Annotated in this window: 10 protein-coding genes; 2 read left to right on the top strand and 8 right to left on the bottom strand. The window is 41.4% G+C overall.

What is annotated here, in order from left to right:
- From Q0541_RS20190 to Q0541_RS20215, 6 genes are all read right to left on the bottom strand, one after another.
- Positions 1 to 1,331: GAF domain-containing protein (locus Q0541_RS20190; RefSeq protein WP_298914197.1), on the bottom strand; the 1,331-nt coding region annotated here is incomplete at its 3' end.
- Between the two features lie 126 nt (positions 1,332 to 1,457).
- Positions 1,458 to 1,931, bottom strand: coding sequence for a chemotaxis protein CheW (locus Q0541_RS20195; protein WP_298914200.1), 474 nt, complete (start codon positions 1,929 to 1,931; stop codon positions 1,458 to 1,460).
- Between the two features lie 99 nt (positions 1,932 to 2,030).
- A complete protein-coding gene (locus tag Q0541_RS20200) occupies positions 2,031 to 2,396 on the bottom strand; it encodes a response regulator (RefSeq protein WP_298914203.1) in 366 nt (121 codons plus the stop codon).
- A gap of 683 nt (positions 2,397 to 3,079) precedes the next feature.
- Positions 3,080 to 4,279: a response regulator gene (locus tag Q0541_RS20205; RefSeq protein ID WP_298914206.1), complete on the bottom strand. Its 1,200-nt coding sequence runs from the start codon at positions 4,277 to 4,279 to the stop codon at positions 3,080 to 3,082.
- A gap of 538 nt (positions 4,280 to 4,817) precedes the next feature.
- Entirely contained in the window at positions 4,818 to 5,744 is a 927-nt protein-coding gene (gene murQ / locus Q0541_RS20210) for an N-acetylmuramic acid 6-phosphate etherase (RefSeq protein ID WP_298914209.1), read from the bottom strand.
- A gap of 70 nt (positions 5,745 to 5,814) precedes the next feature.
- Positions 5,815 to 6,243 carry a DUF3110 domain-containing protein gene (locus tag Q0541_RS20215; protein WP_298914212.1) on the bottom strand — a complete coding sequence of 143 codons (429 nt, stop codon included), beginning with the start codon at positions 6,241 to 6,243 and terminating at the stop codon, positions 5,815 to 5,817.
- A 262-nt stretch (positions 6,244 to 6,505) separates the two neighbouring features.
- Between Q0541_RS20215 and Q0541_RS20220 the strand changes: the two genes are divergently transcribed.
- Positions 6,506 to 12,283 (top strand): translocation/assembly module TamB domain-containing protein, encoded by a 5,778-nt coding sequence (locus Q0541_RS20220; protein WP_298914216.1) that lies wholly within the window; start codon positions 6,506 to 6,508, stop codon positions 12,281 to 12,283.
- A gap of 108 nt (positions 12,284 to 12,391) precedes the next feature.
- Here Q0541_RS20220 and Q0541_RS20225 read toward each other — a convergent pair whose 3' ends face one another.
- Positions 12,392 to 13,321 carry a carbohydrate ABC transporter permease gene (locus Q0541_RS20225; protein WP_298914219.1) on the bottom strand — a complete coding sequence of 310 codons (930 nt, stop codon included), beginning with the start codon at positions 13,319 to 13,321 and terminating at the stop codon, positions 12,392 to 12,394.
- Between the two features lie 124 nt (positions 13,322 to 13,445).
- On the opposite strand from Q0541_RS20225, the gene Q0541_RS20230 reads away from it, so the two are divergent.
- Complete coding sequence (locus Q0541_RS20230; protein WP_298914222.1) at positions 13,446 to 14,108, top strand: GIY-YIG nuclease family protein; 663 nt, start codon at positions 13,446 to 13,448, stop codon at positions 14,106 to 14,108.
- 102 nt (positions 14,109 to 14,210) lie between these two features.
- On the opposite strand, the gene Q0541_RS20235 is transcribed toward Q0541_RS20230, so the two are convergent.
- A partial coding sequence (locus Q0541_RS20235) for a CHAT domain-containing protein (RefSeq protein WP_298914225.1) occupies positions 14,211 to 15,890 on the bottom strand: 1,680 nt, incomplete at its 5' end.

Genomic DNA, 15,890 nt, shown 5'->3' on the forward strand with positions numbered 1-15,890 from the left:
TTAAATCGATAGACTACGACGCGATCGCATTGCAGTGATTGACGCACTTCTTGGGTGGTTGTTTTGAAGACGCTATCTACATCTAAAGATTGTCTGATGCGGTTGACTATCTTAGTGAAAGCTTTCTCTTGTTCAACTATTTGAGCTAGTTGGTCAGATTTTGTCTGCACTTGTTCCAGATATTCCCCTTGTGAGATAGCCACACCAAATTGCAAGCCAATCTGAGTTAAAAAGGTTTCTTCCCAAGGTTGCCAATCACGCGGTCCGGAATTTTGATAAGCTGCCAGCAAACCCCATAATTTCTCTCCAGAAAATATCGGCGCAATCATGTAAGCCTTCATTTCATACTGTTCTAAAATGTCAATATGACATTGAGCATGGCCCATTTGATAAATGTCATTGACCACAAAGCTTTCACCCTTGGCATAACGTCCTCCTTGAGTGTCTTGTAAGTGGGTATCTTCCCAGACCATGTAAAAATCAGGGCCTACCATTTTTATCCAGCCATTACCCACTGACTCAGCCACAAACTCGCCACTCCAGTCAGGTTTGAAGCGATAAACGCCGACGCGATCGCATTTTAGTAATTGACGTACTTCTTGAGTGGTTGTTTGGAAAATCTTATCAAGACTTGATACGTGGAGAATTTTTTCAATAACTTTAGCTACTGATTTTTTTGCCTGTGTTTGATTTTGTAGTTCTTTTTTAAATTCAAAGCTCTGCAATCTGTATGTAAGTTCTGTTGTAATTTGAGATAATAGGCTGATTTCTACCTCTTGCCACTGCCGCGTTGAGTAGCAATTATTTACTGCCAATAACCCCCATACTTTACCTTCTACTACAATCGGTAAACTTAAACTAGCTTTAATTTGAAATTTTTCTAGCAGCTGTTTTTGATAAGGAGTAAGTTGAATCTGATTGATATCGTCAATAACTACAGGTTCTATATAGTCTTGATTGGTATATAATCCAAAAATAATTCCTGGAATATTTTCGCCTAAAGTCGGTGTCCAACCTAGTGTTCTGGATTCTGCTAAAATTTTACCTGATTCCAGGGAAGTAAACTGATAAATCAAGGCGCGATCGCAGCCAATTTTTTCTCTAATCTGCGCTACAGTGATTTTGAGTAGTGTATCAAGGTTTGGCGCTTGGCGCATATGAGTTGCAATGTCTTGCAACTGTCGCCGCCAAATTTTAAATTCCTGAGCGATCGCATTTAATAAAGATATTTCATTACTAGCAATATTCGCTATATTAGCGTCACCATTAATATTTTCTACCTCAGAGATTAGATGCTCATTTGCCTGGCTATTATTATACAAAAATGTCATTTGATTAACCTCAAAACTGGTGATCGGTAATAATTTGATATTTGGCAGGTAAGAATGATCTGGTATTTGGTCATTAAGGATTAGGAATTGTCAAAATACTATGCCTAATCACCCATTCTCAAACGTTCAATTATGAATCTCCCACATGGGAGCTTGGATAATCGTTATCGCATCCAAATTAAAAATCATCTCCTCGGAATCATTAATAAAGTATCCTTGTAAGAAAGGTGAGATTTTAGGATAAAATAATTCAGTAGTAGCGGGTTTCATTTGCTTAGTATCCAGCCATTCAATATCTATAAGCTGTCGCACCAATAGTCCCAAATACTTACCCTTGCTTTCCAGAACAATCCCCATCATTCTTGAAAGTAAATTTGTTCCTTGCGAAATTGGAGGATAACCTAACATTGCCTCTAAATCTACCAACCAAAGCATCTCACCGCGCCAGTTATAAATACCTAAGACGCTACTGGGCATTTGAGGAACCCCACATATTTCTGATAATGATACTTGCAAAACTTCTGTGATGTGTTGTAACGAAATTACGGCTGTATCCCTTACTCCCAAATTGAAACTTAAAAATTTTTCCTGGGTTTCCAAATTCTTGATCCTTTGTCCTTGATGATTTATCTTTAGCCACTATTTGCAGTTATTATTTAATTTAGAAGGAGTGACTTTTATTGACTATTGATTGGATTATTAATTATTAATCAACCGCTTTAAAATTATCACTAATTCCTCTCGATTAATCGGTTTTGATAAATAACCATCAGCGCCCAACATATTACCCCAAATTTTATCTACATCAGTATTTTTGGTAGAGCAAAAAACCACAGGTATTTTGCTAGTGTTGGGGTTATTTTTCAATTCCCGGCAAATTTCAAAGCCACTTTTCCCCGGTAAAATTACATCGAGAAATATTAAGTCTGGCTTATTTTTATCTATTTTGTCTTGAGCCTCTTCACTGCTTGTGGCGCTAATCACAGAATAACCTGCCTGTTGCAAGTAACAGCTGATTATTTCCATATCGGTTAAGCCATCTTCAACAACTAAAACAGTATTCATGGCAATTACTCGTTAAACTTTTATCAGAATGTAAACAAATTAGACATACAAATCCTAAATGATTCCTCGACAAAGACATGTAAGAGACTAGTACAGCAGCACGGTGGAAATGCAGGCACCATCTCAATTAGCCAGATAACTTGCTTAAGCCCCTTGTTCAAGGTAGGTAAACTTCCACCACAGTGTACTAGCCCTAACCCTTTTGCCCTAACCACTATTTCACAACTCAAATAGGACTGGTATAAATACAAAAAATTGTATTTGTCTAATTTTGATTCAATCTTTATGTATTAACCTCAGAAGAAGTACGTAAAAAATATAATTTAATATAAATATATGAATTTTAAATATTTTTATAACCTTAAAAATTTAATTTTTGCTGAGGTGGAAAACTCTAGAAATTATAATAATTTTGTTATTGTTATTCTTGATAAACTAATATAGATAAATGAAGTTTTCAAGTTAATCAAATTCTCTGATCACTAATCATTAAATAAAATTAATAAGAGAGCATTTGTAAAGTAATATATTAAACTTGTAGGGTGTGTTAAAGCGGAGTGTAATGTACCAAAAAAGCATGCTGCATGGCAGCATTTTCGTTTATTTTTTTTACTTCCAGTATCAACGTAACACTACCACACACCCTACACTTAATATTTTGTTTATAAATAGCCTTTAATTCCCTAATTATAAATCTCTAAATTAGATTTATTCTTATCGATGGATACACTCGGTGTAGGTAAATATTTACGTACTATAGCCATCACCTTATCAGCCACTACAGGTTTAGTGAGAAAATCTGTAGAACCAACGACCTTGGCACGAACTCTATCTAAAAAACCATCGCTGCCTGTTAAGATAATTACTGGTGTATTGGCAAAGGCAGATATTCTTCGTAGCTGAGTGCAAATTTCATAACCATTGGCGACTGGCATAATCAAATCCAAGAAAATCAGGTCTGGTTTATCCTGAATGAGGATTGGTAGAGCTTGTACAGCATCTTGAATCTTGACAAATCTCAATCCATTGGAAGTGATAATATCCTCTAGCATTTTACATACCTGAGGGCTATCATCGACGCAAGCCACTAGTGGAGCAGCCCGCTTCTTTGGTTGTGTGTTGGTAGAGTTATTATTGACTTCAGTAACTCCTAAGGGCAAGTCAGGTACTTCTACCAATTCAATGATTCCTTTAAGGATATAGGGAAGCAAGGAACGGGTGAGTGGCAGTACACTCTGCTTCATTTTCACGGCTAAATCTCGCAGAGTAAATTTGCCGTTGATTAAATTGACAAAGTTTTTGTAGACAGATGGACTTACCATCTGCTCGAGTTGTTCTGGTCGCCGTAGAACTGGTGCCAAGTCAGGAGAAAAATTTGCTAAACCAGCTTCTGACCAAATTTTCCACGAGTTTTGCATATGCTTTACAGACATTTCTGCACTCGTGAAGCTCATTGGGGTTTCTAAGATAACTTCTTGGCTACGATTGCAACTTATAGAGGCAAAATTTCCTTGCATAGCTAGGTCAAATAATAGTTCTGCTATCGTGTTATCGACAATAGAGTTAATCTGTTCCCGCTGGATTTTCTGTTTTTTATAGAAGATTTCTAGAAGGCGATAATCCCAGTAATCGATTGATAAGTCTTGCAAACACAACTGCAACTTATCAACATCAATCTGGGGACAATATTGAGCCATATGTCTACGCCAGCGTCGGAAGGGATGAGTTCCCCCTGTTGCCCAAACTATCCGTCCCAGCCGATAGTAAAAAGTCCATTGGCTGCCCTTTGAACTCTTAATATTTAATTTGCCATTATATTGTAGCTGAGTACAAGTTTTAAATTGATTTACTAAATTATTTGAAATAATTTCCCGGTGGGACATAGTTTGTTCCTTTTATTAAAAAGCCAACCCTTGAAAAACCCACACTAGCTGTATAGTGGTCAGCAAATATGTTAATAAGTGCAAAGACATTCGGTATTTGGTATATAGCAGTCTAAATCAAGATTATTAAAAGCAAGCAAGATGGGAAGATAGCAAAATTCCTGCTAGTAAATAAGTCATCTAGCACAGAGTTTATTATTGGCAAACTTTACTTTTATGCTAACATTTAATCACTCCAGTAGGTTGCTATAGTACACCTCATGATAAATTCAGTATTAATATATTATTCTAAGAATTTTATTAGGAAATCCTATCCGTATAAGTTCTGAATTTTTGTTTAAAAAATTAGCAGTCTCTAGAGATTTCTGCTTTAGTTATTGAGATTGACAATTAAATCTTAAAAATATTTATTTAAATTTACTATTCTTAAGTATACCAGCTAATGTCAGCTGTTCTAGGGAATATTATTCTTAAAAAAAAGGCGTACTACTAAGACAAGTAGCAGCCATATAGAGAGTATTTATTTAGGAAAAATTTTTCAAGGTTGCTTGTCGTTTTTGTAGCTCACAACAGCAGCCCTAAGATTACTTTGGTGTTCTGAAAGAAGCCGATCGCCCTCGTCTTTTTCCAAACCAGTCCAGTGCATTAATAACGCTAGCTTAACCCACTTGCCACTACGTTCTAATAAAAAACCAGCAGCTTCCCGACTTAAGCCTGTGAGGTCTTGCAAAATTCGCAAAGCGCGATCGCGTAACTTTTGATTTGTTACCGCCACATCTACCATCCGATTACCATATACCTTACCCAACTTGACCATCACCCCAGTGGAAAGGATATTTAAAGCTAATTTCGTCGCTGTACCAGCTTTCAGGCGAGTTGAGCCAGCTATTATTTCTGCCCCTGTCAATAGGCGAATGTCAATATCAGCATCAAAGCTAACTTGTTCAGCTGGAACACAGGCGATAAAAATAGTAGTGGCTCCCCGCTGACGAGCAGCATGAAGCGCACCGTGGACAAATGGCGTTGTACCACCAGCGGTAATACCAACTACTACATCTAGCTGGGTAATGTGTCGCCCAGCGATCGCCGCCTCACCATCTTCGATGCTGTCTTCTAAATCCTCCGAGCTGCGTACCAGCGCACCTGCACCACCAGCAATAATCCCCTGTACCAACTCTGGGGGCGTACAAAAAGTAGGTGGACACTCAGCAGCGTCTAACACCCCTAACCTGCCACTTGTGCCGGCACCGATATAAAATAGGCGTCCGCCGTGGCGCAAACGCTCTGCGGTGCTATCAATAGCCTCTGCCAACTGAACTTTCACTGCCGCCACCGCCGCGACTGCTTTTTGGTCTTCGCTATTAAACAGCTCCACCAATTCTAGAGAACTGAGCTGGTCTAAGTTCAGACTGTTAGGATTTACCAGCTCGGTTAAAAGATGCCCGCGTTCCTGCAAGTTTGTCATTTGTCCTCTGTCATTTGTCCTTTTTCCTTAGTCATTAGTCATTAGCAACTGACTAATGACTAATGATTAATTACAACAATCCTTCCAATTTGCGACGCATCTTCTCTAGTTCAGAATCAGATAATTCTGGTTCTTCTAGTGGCTGTTGATTGAGGGGGAAGGTGTCTTCAACAGTATCCTCCTTCTGGGCGTTTGCTTGCCAGTCGGTTTCTTCGACGTTCAGTTCTGGGGGAGTGACAACTAAATTGCTGTTTTCTGGGATGATTTCCCATTCATATCCAGCACTTTCGCAAAATTCCTTGATTTCCTCAGCATCGATTGGCTCTGGTGTAGGTGAGGGGAAATCCTGAGCTTCCAACATCAGGGCAAAGCGCGTGGCGTCGTCTTCTGACTCGAACATCAGAATTTTATTGCGATCGCCCTCCCGAATCGTATGAATTCCCTCATTTTCCGTTCGAGCATTAAAAATTAACACAAAAAGACGCATTGGTGTAATCATCTGTCTTTTTTAAGGTCTATTAATATTAAAGTTCTAGGTTGTGCCTTAGCGAAAGTCACAGGAACAATTTATTTTCACTCTATTCAGATTTTCCTGAAAACGCCAATATTATAAGCATAAGTATTGGATCAAGGAAATACCGTAACTCAACAATCAGGTCTTGGGTTTAGTTGGCGTATTCTGGAAATGGCATACTGAATCAATGTGCCAGTTAATGCTTGTGTGTGCCAGCGATATCCGGCAGTTAATACAGTGAAAGCAAATGACTAAATCTCCCAATCAAGATATTCATTTACCGTCCCCGATCCGCAAGCGTCTATGGTTGCTGGTGTTGAGTCGCGGTAGCATTGCCTTGGGCGGACTTTTACTGTTAGGAATTATTGTTGGTATTTGGCGGTTGTGGACTTTTGTCCAAACAGAGTTAACGCCGTTGGCACAACAAAGTCTCACGACTACACTCAACCGTCCAGTAAAACTGGGAAGAGTCACACAATTTTCGTTGACGGAAGTGGAGTTTGGAGCTTCAGCTATCCCAGCGACACCCACAGATCCAGATCGGGCCACAGTCGAAGTTGTAGAGGTGGGTTTTGACCTGTTACAACTAATCTTTAATCACCACTTAAAGCTAGATGTCACCTTAGTCAATCCAGATATTTACATTCAACAGGATGACAAAGGGCGCTGGCTTTCCACTAACATCGTGTCGTCAGGTGAAGGCGGCGCCATTAAAACCGATTTGGACAAACTACGGTTTCGTAATGCCAAGCTGGCGTTGATGCCGCAGAACAGGGGAGCAGAGGGGCATACTTCGACTCCCTTCAACGCCGCTCAGGGCGAGACGCTCAGTAACCAGGGGGGCAAAGGAGAATACCCAACTTCTAACTCAGCACGGGCTAAACAACAGCTATCCGCGAACAAAACTCAGCATTTACCCGTAGGATTTTCTCAAATCAACGGTTCTGCCCAACTTTTAGCAAACAACCGGTTGATCAGGTTTGATGTCGGAGGTCAAGCAGACAGTGGTGGCAGTATTTCCATTCAGGGAGAGACACGTTCCAAGGTGCTAGCAGGCAACTTCCAGTTGCGAGCACAAGACTTCCTGGCTGAGGATATTACTCGGTTGATTAAGTTACCACTGAGCTTACAGGCGGGTCGAGCCAATGGCGACTTGTTAGTTCGGTTGATACCAGGACAGCGGACTTTATTGTTTGGCAGCGCTGCTGTGCAAGGGATAACACTTCAAATACCCAAAGTCCCGCAACTGTTGAGCAATAGCCAAGGAAACCTCCGCTTCCAGGGAACGGAGTTGCAGTTAAACAATGTTAATACCAACTATGGCAAAATTCCCCTAGTGGCTACGGGAATCATCGACACTCAAGCAGGTTTTAAGTTGGCGGGGCGTGTAAATGCGGTGAGTTTGGCTAATGCTCAAGAGACTCTGAAGGTAAAACTACCTGTGCCGATCGCTGGACAAGTACAAGCTTCTTTGCAGATTACTGGATCAACTAAAGAGCCAATTCTCTCAGGTTCAGTTGCCACGATCCAAACTGCCCGGATTGATAAAGTTGATTTTGATAGCATCAGTAGTAAGTTTGAGCTTGTTACTAGTTCCTCTTTAATTACCCTAAAAGATATTCAAGGTAAAGCCAAAGTTGGTGGTGAAATTACAGGCGCTGGCACAATTCAACTTGGCAAAACCCCGCGACTAGATTTAAATTTCGCCGCCAAGAATGTTCCAGGGGATGCGATCGCAAAAGTTTATCAAACAACACCCGCCTTCCAAATCGGCAATGTCTCAGCTACAGCCCAATTAATCGGCACTTCTACCAATGTCCAAACCGTGGTACAGTTTCAAGCTCCTAATGGAACTTACCCCGGAACTGGTGAAGTTGCAATCGCTCCAAATCGCACTGTCTCCTTCCGCAATGTGGCTCTTAACGTAAGTGGTGGTACGGTACGGGCAACTGGTAGTTATGCCAATCAGCGTTGGCAAGCTGTGGCTGTTGCCTCTGGGGTAAAATTGGAACCCTTTGTAGACAAAAGTCAACTGCAAAATGTCTCTTTGGCGGGGGCACAGTTCAATGGTCGTCTCATCCTTTCAGGAAGCACAGCACCATTTGAAATTGCTACGATTCGCACTGATGGTGCAGGAGTTCAAATTGGTGGCGGCACAGTTGCAGTTTCTAATGTCCAACTGCAAGACCAAGGCTTCTCTGCTCAACTTGTAGCTAATGGTGTGCGGTTGGGACAAATATTGAAACAGTCTCCCCCAGCTTTAAATAATCCATTGGCGGGTACGTTCCAAATAGCAGGCAACAGAGATAATTTCAGCCTGAAAACCCTGCGTGGCAGTGGTGAAGGTAGCCTTGCTATTGGCGGTGGAACGGTTACAGCTAAAAATATTCAAGTGGCTAATGGTGTATATCAGGCGCAAGTTCAGGCTAAGAATGTGCCTGTGCAGCAGTTGGCAACAGTACCAAAGCAGTTCCAAGGAGCGTTAAATGGTCAGTTAAACGTCGCGGGTTCTGTTGATTCTTTTAAACTGCAAACTATTCAAGCCAGTGGTCAGGCGCGGGTAAATGTTGCAGGTGGGACTATTACAGCCTCTAATATCCAAGTGGCCAATGGTGTATATCAAACACAAGTTCAAGCAAATAATGTACCGTTGCAGCAGTTGGCAACAGTTCCAAAGCAGTTTCAGGGAGCGTTAAATGGTCAGTTAAACGTCGCGGGTTCTGTTGAGTCGTTCCAACCGCAAACTATCCAAGCTAGTGGTCAGGGACGGCTAGATGTTGCAGGTGGAACGATCGCAGCCTCTAATATCCAAGTGGCTAATGGTCGCTATCAAGCTGTAGTTAATGCTTCAGGTGTGGAATTAAATCGGTTAAATCAGCAATTGCGAGGTCAGTTTGGCGGTCAGTTGCAATTAGCTGGCACGCTAGGATCATCCAAATTAGCTGATGTGCGTGCCGCTGGACAGGTGCAATTATCCCAAGGTATCCCTGGTCTTGAGCGACCTCTGAGGGCTGCGATCGCTTGGAGTGGTGAAAGGCTTACCATTGAACGAGCAACTGCTCCCGGTTTAAATGTTACTGGTAACATATTAGCCAATGCTCAGGGAGCAGGTATACCGGAAATTACTGCCCTAAATCTCAACGTCCAAGCCCAGAATTACAACTTAAAACAGTTACCCATCAATCTTCCTAATCAGGTTGCTGTGGCGGGAAGAGTAGATTTTAATGGTCAAATAACTGGTAAGCTGCCCTTGCCAAATGTGATAGGGCAAATTAATTTACGAGACTTGGTTGTTCAAGATATTGCTTTTGAGCCGTTGTTAACTGGAAACATCGATTCAGCACTGGGACGCGGTTTAAATTTGAACTTGGCAGGAAATAGCGATCGCCTGGCCTTCAATTTAGATGCTAATAATCGCCCTAAATCTTTCTTAGTAAAATGGCAGCAAGCATCAGCCACAGGTAATGTTCAAGGGAATGATTGGGCACTCAAAGTCGCAAATTTCCCTTTACAAATATTGAATTTGACTCCACCACCAATTACTCGACTGGGTGCTGGTAAGATAGCTGGGTTGTTAACTGGGGATTTGCTGTTTAATCAGCAGACATTGGCAGCAACAGGGAATTTAGCGATCGCCAATCCGCAAATTGGCCGAGTTAAAGGCGATCGAATAGCTGCTCAATTCCGCTACGGTAACGGTAAAGCCACACTCGCCAGTAGTGAATTTGTTAAAGGTAAAAGTAGCTACGCTCTTGTCGGTACTTTTGCTCAAACCCCTAAAGGTCTTCAACTACAAGGTAAACTGAACGTCAACCAGGGAGAGATCCAAGATGTTCTAGCCATAGCACAGGTATATGATTTACAAAATTTGCAAAGTGGTTCAGCACCAATCTACGGCACAGCAGCGGATCTGACTACCAACCCCCAAGGAGTGCAAAATCAACCCTTATTAACCCAAATCCAACGGTTTTCTGAAATTCAAGCTTTGGTAGCAGAACAGGAGCAACAGCGACTTAATTCCACTCCAATACCAGATTTGGCAGACTTAAAGGGGACTTTCAATGGGGAAGTGGCTGTAAATACAGCTACAGCCAATGGATTATCAGTAGATTTTAATTTGAATGGACAAAACTTTGCCTGGGGTAAAAAGGAAGAACGGAATCGTTTTTATACTGCTGACCAAGTGATTGCCGAAGGCAACTTTGAAAACGGTGTTTTGAGTTTGCGACCTTTACGGCTCGAATCTAAAAACAGACTGATTGCCTTCACGGGTAACATTGGTGGTGATGAACAATCTGGTCAGCTGCGGGTGAATAATTTTCCGGTACAAGTACTGAATAATTTTGTCAAACTGCCAGTTGGAATCACAGGTAATCTTAACGGTACAGCAGCTTTAGCAGGCAGCATTGCTAATCCTCAAAGTAGAGGGGAATTGCAAGTTACAGAAGGAAAACTAAATCAGAACAAAATAGAGTCAGCAACAGCAAGTTTCAGCTATGCCAACGGACGCTTAAACTTTAGTAGTACTGTAGCAGTTCCTGGGCCAAAACCTGTTGATATTACTGGCAGCATACCTTATAAATTGCCTTTTGCTTCGGTGGCACCAGACAGTGAGCAAATCAGTTTAGATATGAAGTTGGAAAATGAGGGATTGGCGCTGTTAAACGCATTGACTAAGCAGGTGGTATTTGAGAAAGGTGAAGGAGAAGTAGACCTCAAGGTGCGCGGAACATTACAAAAACCCGAAGTAGATGGAACTGCTACTATTAATAATGCTATTTTTTCAGCCCAGGCTTTGCCAGGTAAGTTGGAAGATGTCACAGGTAAAGTGCTGTTTAATTTTGACAGCATCTTAGTAGAAAATCTTCAGGGTAGATTTAGCGATGGAAAGGTAGAAGCTGCTGGAGAAATACCCATTTTCAACAATGACAACACTATCAATAATCCCCTGACTGTTAATCTCGATCGGCTGGCGTTAACTCTAAAGGGACTTTACCTGGGAGGTGCTAGCGGCAATTTACAGATTACTGGTTCTGCCCTTAACCCAGTAATTGGCGGTCAAGTAAATTTATTTGATGGTCAGATATTGCTGGCAGAATCTACCGATGCCACTTCATCTGCAAATAGTAGTCTCGGTGTATCACCCACCAAAGCCAATAAGCAGAGCAAATCTGAAATTGAAAATGGGACGGGAAATGCGATTGCCAGATTTAATAATCTAGATTTGGAACTAGGCAAAAACGTCCAAATTACCCGTCCCCCTATTCTCAGCTTCCGTGCAACTGGTAATCTCATAGTTAACGGCTCAATCAATCAGCCTGTACCCGATGGCACTATCCGGTTAGAACAAGGTGGGGTGAATTTATTTACTACCCAATTTAACCTTGCTCGTGGCTATACACACACCGCAACTTTTAGTCCCTCTCAACCCCGCGATCCTGAGTTAGATATTCGGCTATTTGCTAAGGTACTAGATGTCATTCAAAGTAATGATTTCAGTCGGATAAATACCACAGGTTTATCAGCCTTAGAGAGTATTCGAGTCGAAGCCACTATCAACGGTCTCGCCAGCAAACTAGATAAAAATTTAGAGCTAACAAGCAGTCCGTCACGTAGTCAAACTGAAATTGTTGCTCTTTTAGGAGGTGGATTTGTAGACACCCAAGGACGTGGTGACAGTACTTTGGGTTTGATTAACATCGCAGGCTCCGCTGTGTTCAACAATTTTCAGTCAGCTTTTAACCAGATTGGGAGTACCTTTGGCTTAAGTGAACTGCGGATATTTCCTACGATTATTTCTGATAATCCGGAAGCGGGAAGGAGCAGTTCAACGTTGGAATTGGCAGGAGAAGCTGGGGTTGATATTTCTTCCAAAATATCCGTTTCCAGTATCAAAATTTTAACAACAAGTGACCCCTTCCAATGGGGTATTAATTACCGGATAAACAATGAATTTCGTGTGCGTGCTTCCACTAATTTAACTGATGATAGTCGTGCAGTAGTAGAGTATCAAACACGGTTTTAAATTCTTATCTAAAACTATGCGGAGTCCATATCCCCGACTTATTAAATAAGTCGGGGATCTAACTTTTCACGAATGATTTAGGATTGCAATATTTAAATTAAGTGAATATCAGATTGTAATACTCTCGTCCCCCTGCTGATTAATAACTAATCGTAAAATTGATAAACCCAAAATTATCAAAAATAACACTAGCCCAATTGTGCAAGCGTAGCTAATTTCCAAATTGTTAAAAGCTTGCTCGTATAGATAATAAACAATTGTTTTCGAGCTACTGAGTGGGCCCCCTTGGGTCATAATATATACTTCTTCAAACACTTTGGTCGCAGAAATAGCCGAAATCACCGCCACTAGTGCTAGATACGGCTTCATCAAAGGTATAGTAATATCCCAATGTTTGCTAATACCATCAGAGCCATCGATCGCAGCGGCTTCGTACACATCACCAGGAATCGATTGCAACCCCGCTAAATAAATCACCATGTAGTAACCTAATCCCTTCCACACAGTGACAGCCATGACGCTGGCAAGAGAAATTGGTACAATGCCAAAAATTTTCGCTGGGCTAGTTAGCCAAGGAATACCTTCTGGGAAAAGGCCCAAAGCTTTCAGTAACTGATTCAGTAATCCGTTTTCTGCATACAGCCATTTCCAAGCTATTCCCGCAACCACCATTGAAATTACCACTGGGGTGTAGTAGGCTGCTCTAAACCAATTCATCCCCCGCAGTTTCTGATTTACCAAAATTGCCAGCACTAAGGGAGCAATTACTAAAATTGGGACTACACCCACAAGATATAAAAAAGTGTTTTCCAAGGTTTTCCAAAAAACTGCATCCTTCCAAAGCTTGAGGAAGTTGGCGAAACCTATCCATTGTGGCGGTTGGGCAATATCTTCATACCTAGTAAAGCTGAGGTAAAATGCTTGCAGTGCAGGCCAAAAGACTGTTAACCCCAAAAGAAGTAAGGCGGGTAGTAAAAATAAATAAGGAGTTAGCCACTGTTTGATGAATATCCAATTTTTAGGCGTCAATTGATTCATATAAGGTCTAATAGTTGTTTTCGCTTTGTCAGCAATAATTTGGGGATGTGAGTAGATTTAAGCTTCAATATTCTAAAGGCATATATTTGCGTAGCGCTAATTAATAACTCGGAGATCAACTGCGATGGAAACTCAGCACAACCCGCCAATTGAACATCAAAATGTTCCCATAAACCACCGTGGACTACATGACTTTTTGTACAGTTCTGATGAGGAACACACCGCCACTGAGGTGAGTATAACCCCTGAACTAGCAAACAATGGTACTGAAATCATTGACCTTGAGGTTTGGAGTGCAGCCGCTCAGAACGCTAAAATTGCAGGTGTTTACGCAGTATTGGACGCAGAACGCCGTGTGCAGTACATTGGCTATTCTCGCAATGTGTTGCTTTCCCTAAACGGTCATGTCAGCCAAAATGGTGAGCAAAAGTGTGCTTTTGTGCGCGTGCAAGCATTCAAGTTCCCCAAGCGTCAAGAAATGGAAGATTTACGAGATGCGTGGATAGCAGAACTCGAAAGCACACCCTCTGGTAATGCAACTGATCGCGAAATGTGGGCTAGCACGGTAGGGGAAGCTGCGAAGGCGGTAATGTCAGAGGCGGAACGTCAAACCTACGAGGAGAAAAAGCTAAAACTGCGGAAAGCAATGGCTGACACAACCCTCTCTAAAGAGTCAGAAACAATAGATGCGAGTATAACCGAACGTCAGCGTCAACTTGAAGCTGCTGTGGAAAACGATGACTGGAGTGTAATTATCGACGCACAGACACAGCAAACCAAGTCTTAGGTGTCAATTAAATTAGTTGTCCGTGCTAAAAAATTAGTGTTTATGTGGTGACGACATACAGATATGTGCCTTTACCACATATTCCATATATTACAAATTACTTTAACGTGCATCGCCAATTAGTACAAATGGCGACCAATAAAAAGGATGACGATGGTCTGCAATTAGCTTCAACTTAGCCTGTTGCAAAGCTTCACCTTTGGTCATACCCTGCTTAAGATTTTGATAAAAATAAACCATCAATTGCTGAGTTGCTTCATCATCAACCGCCCATAAACTTGCCATCACAGCTTTAGCGCCAGCCCGCTCAAATATATAAGCAACTCCTGCAATTCCTGCACCATTCAAATTAGTGTCTACAGCAGTTTGACAAGCACTGAGAGTAATTAGTTGTGTGCCTTGTAGCCCTAAAAGAGCAGCATTGGCAATGTCTAAGGATTTATCAGCAAATAGTAATCTATTATTTAGTAAATTCACTTTTTTGCAGTCTTCAGTTTGGAAACAGCCGTGAGTTGCTAAGTGCAAAAATGAAAAGTGCAATGCTTGGGATCTAAACTTTTCCAGGGTAGCTTCATTATGGATATAAACTTCACTGTTTGGGAGTATTTCTTTAATATTTCTAACTTCAGTCTCTGCACCTGGGAGATTTTGCGGGTCATGAGGTACAGGATTACCAAATGCTAAAACAGCTTGTAGTTTGGGGGGTAGGGCATTTTGCACACCTGGAGATTTTAGGGAATTATTAGAAATGCGAGTGAGATAGTTGACAGGATATTTCTGGATCAAAAATTGCTTGGTTTTACTGTCGTAAAGAGTTTCAAAAGGTAAATGGCGCAGTTGATCAGTAGCAATAATACTCAGTTCTTTGGGGGATAAAGTCTTAATTTTGTTTTCTATAGGACGAATAAGAATATCATAAAGTTTGCCGCCAGTTTCAACGTAGGTAGAATCACTATCATCTTGTACTTCTTTCAAATATTGGGTAAGAAGTTTATTAAATTCAGTGGGATCAATAGATTTTTTAATAACGTTAAAATCGCCTTTGGTGAAGATAAAAAAGGCGATGTTGTTGGGCATATTTCTTACATTAGTCAACAATACAGGTTGAACTACGACCGTTCCTGTGGGAATGGAAGATGTCAGGTTTTTAATATCTGCTGGTGTAGTTTCAAATAGTTCTGCGACTTCAGGGAAACGGCGAGAAATATTTTCGGCTTGTGAGTAAACTTGTACTTCTAATTGCCGAATTTGTTGGGGTAGGCTTTCGGATTGATCGCTTTGCAGTTGTTGTCGCAGGGATTCCAATTGTTGATTTTTTTTACTCCAGTCATCAAGGCTCTGCTGTGCTTCTGGGTTGGCAACTTTGGCATTAATCAGGCGAGTATAATCAGCAAGGTCGGCTGTAGTGAATAGGTTAACCCATTCAAAGGCTTGATTATATTTCTTTTGATTAATAAGGACATCGACTAAAGCAGTAGCATATACATCGTTTTCCTGTAAAAACTTTTGGCGATTTTCCCGTTGTAAACCCCGACGCATTTCTAAGCTTATTTGGAGAGATTGCTCTAAATTAGTAATGGCTTCAGTCGGTCGATTTGTACTTTGGAAGAGTACACCAATATTACCCAAAGTGACAGCTTCACCAGAGCGATCGCCCACAGCCCGCCAAAGAGGCAAAGCTTGGTTGTAAAAATCGAGTGCTTTTTGCTTTTCTCCTAAATCGTCGTAGACTAGACCGATGTTATTGAGAGTAGTGGCTTCACCAGAGCGATCGCCCACAGC

Origin of the sequence: uncultured Nostoc sp., from assembly GCF_937863485.1 — a bacterium.
Taxonomy (GTDB): Bacteria; Cyanobacteriota; Cyanobacteriia; order Cyanobacteriales; family Nostocaceae; genus Nostoc.

Excerpts from the sequence above, each read along its gene's own strand:
- murQ (WP_298914209.1), bottom strand. The coding sequence starts at position 5,744 with ATGACAAACTTGCAGGAACGCGGGCATCTTTTAACCGAGCTGGTAAAT.
- Q0541_RS20200 (WP_298914203.1), bottom strand. The coding sequence starts at position 2,396 with ATGAATACTGTTTTAGTTGTTGAAGATGGCTTAACCGATATGGAAATA.
- Q0541_RS20230 (WP_298914222.1), top strand. The coding sequence starts at position 13,446 with ATGGAAACTCAGCACAACCCGCCAATTGAACATCAAAATGTTCCCATA.
- Q0541_RS20220 (WP_298914216.1), top strand. The coding sequence starts at position 6,506 with ATGACTAAATCTCCCAATCAAGATATTCATTTACCGTCCCCGATCCGC.
- Q0541_RS20225 (WP_298914219.1), bottom strand. The coding sequence starts at position 13,321 with ATGAATCAATTGACGCCTAAAAATTGGATATTCATCAAACAGTGGCTA.
- Q0541_RS20215 (WP_298914212.1), bottom strand. The coding sequence starts at position 6,243 with ATGATTACACCAATGCGTCTTTTTGTGTTAATTTTTAATGCTCGAACG.
- Q0541_RS20205 (WP_298914206.1), bottom strand. The coding sequence starts at position 4,279 with ATGTCCCACCGGGAAATTATTTCAAATAATTTAGTAAATCAATTTAAA.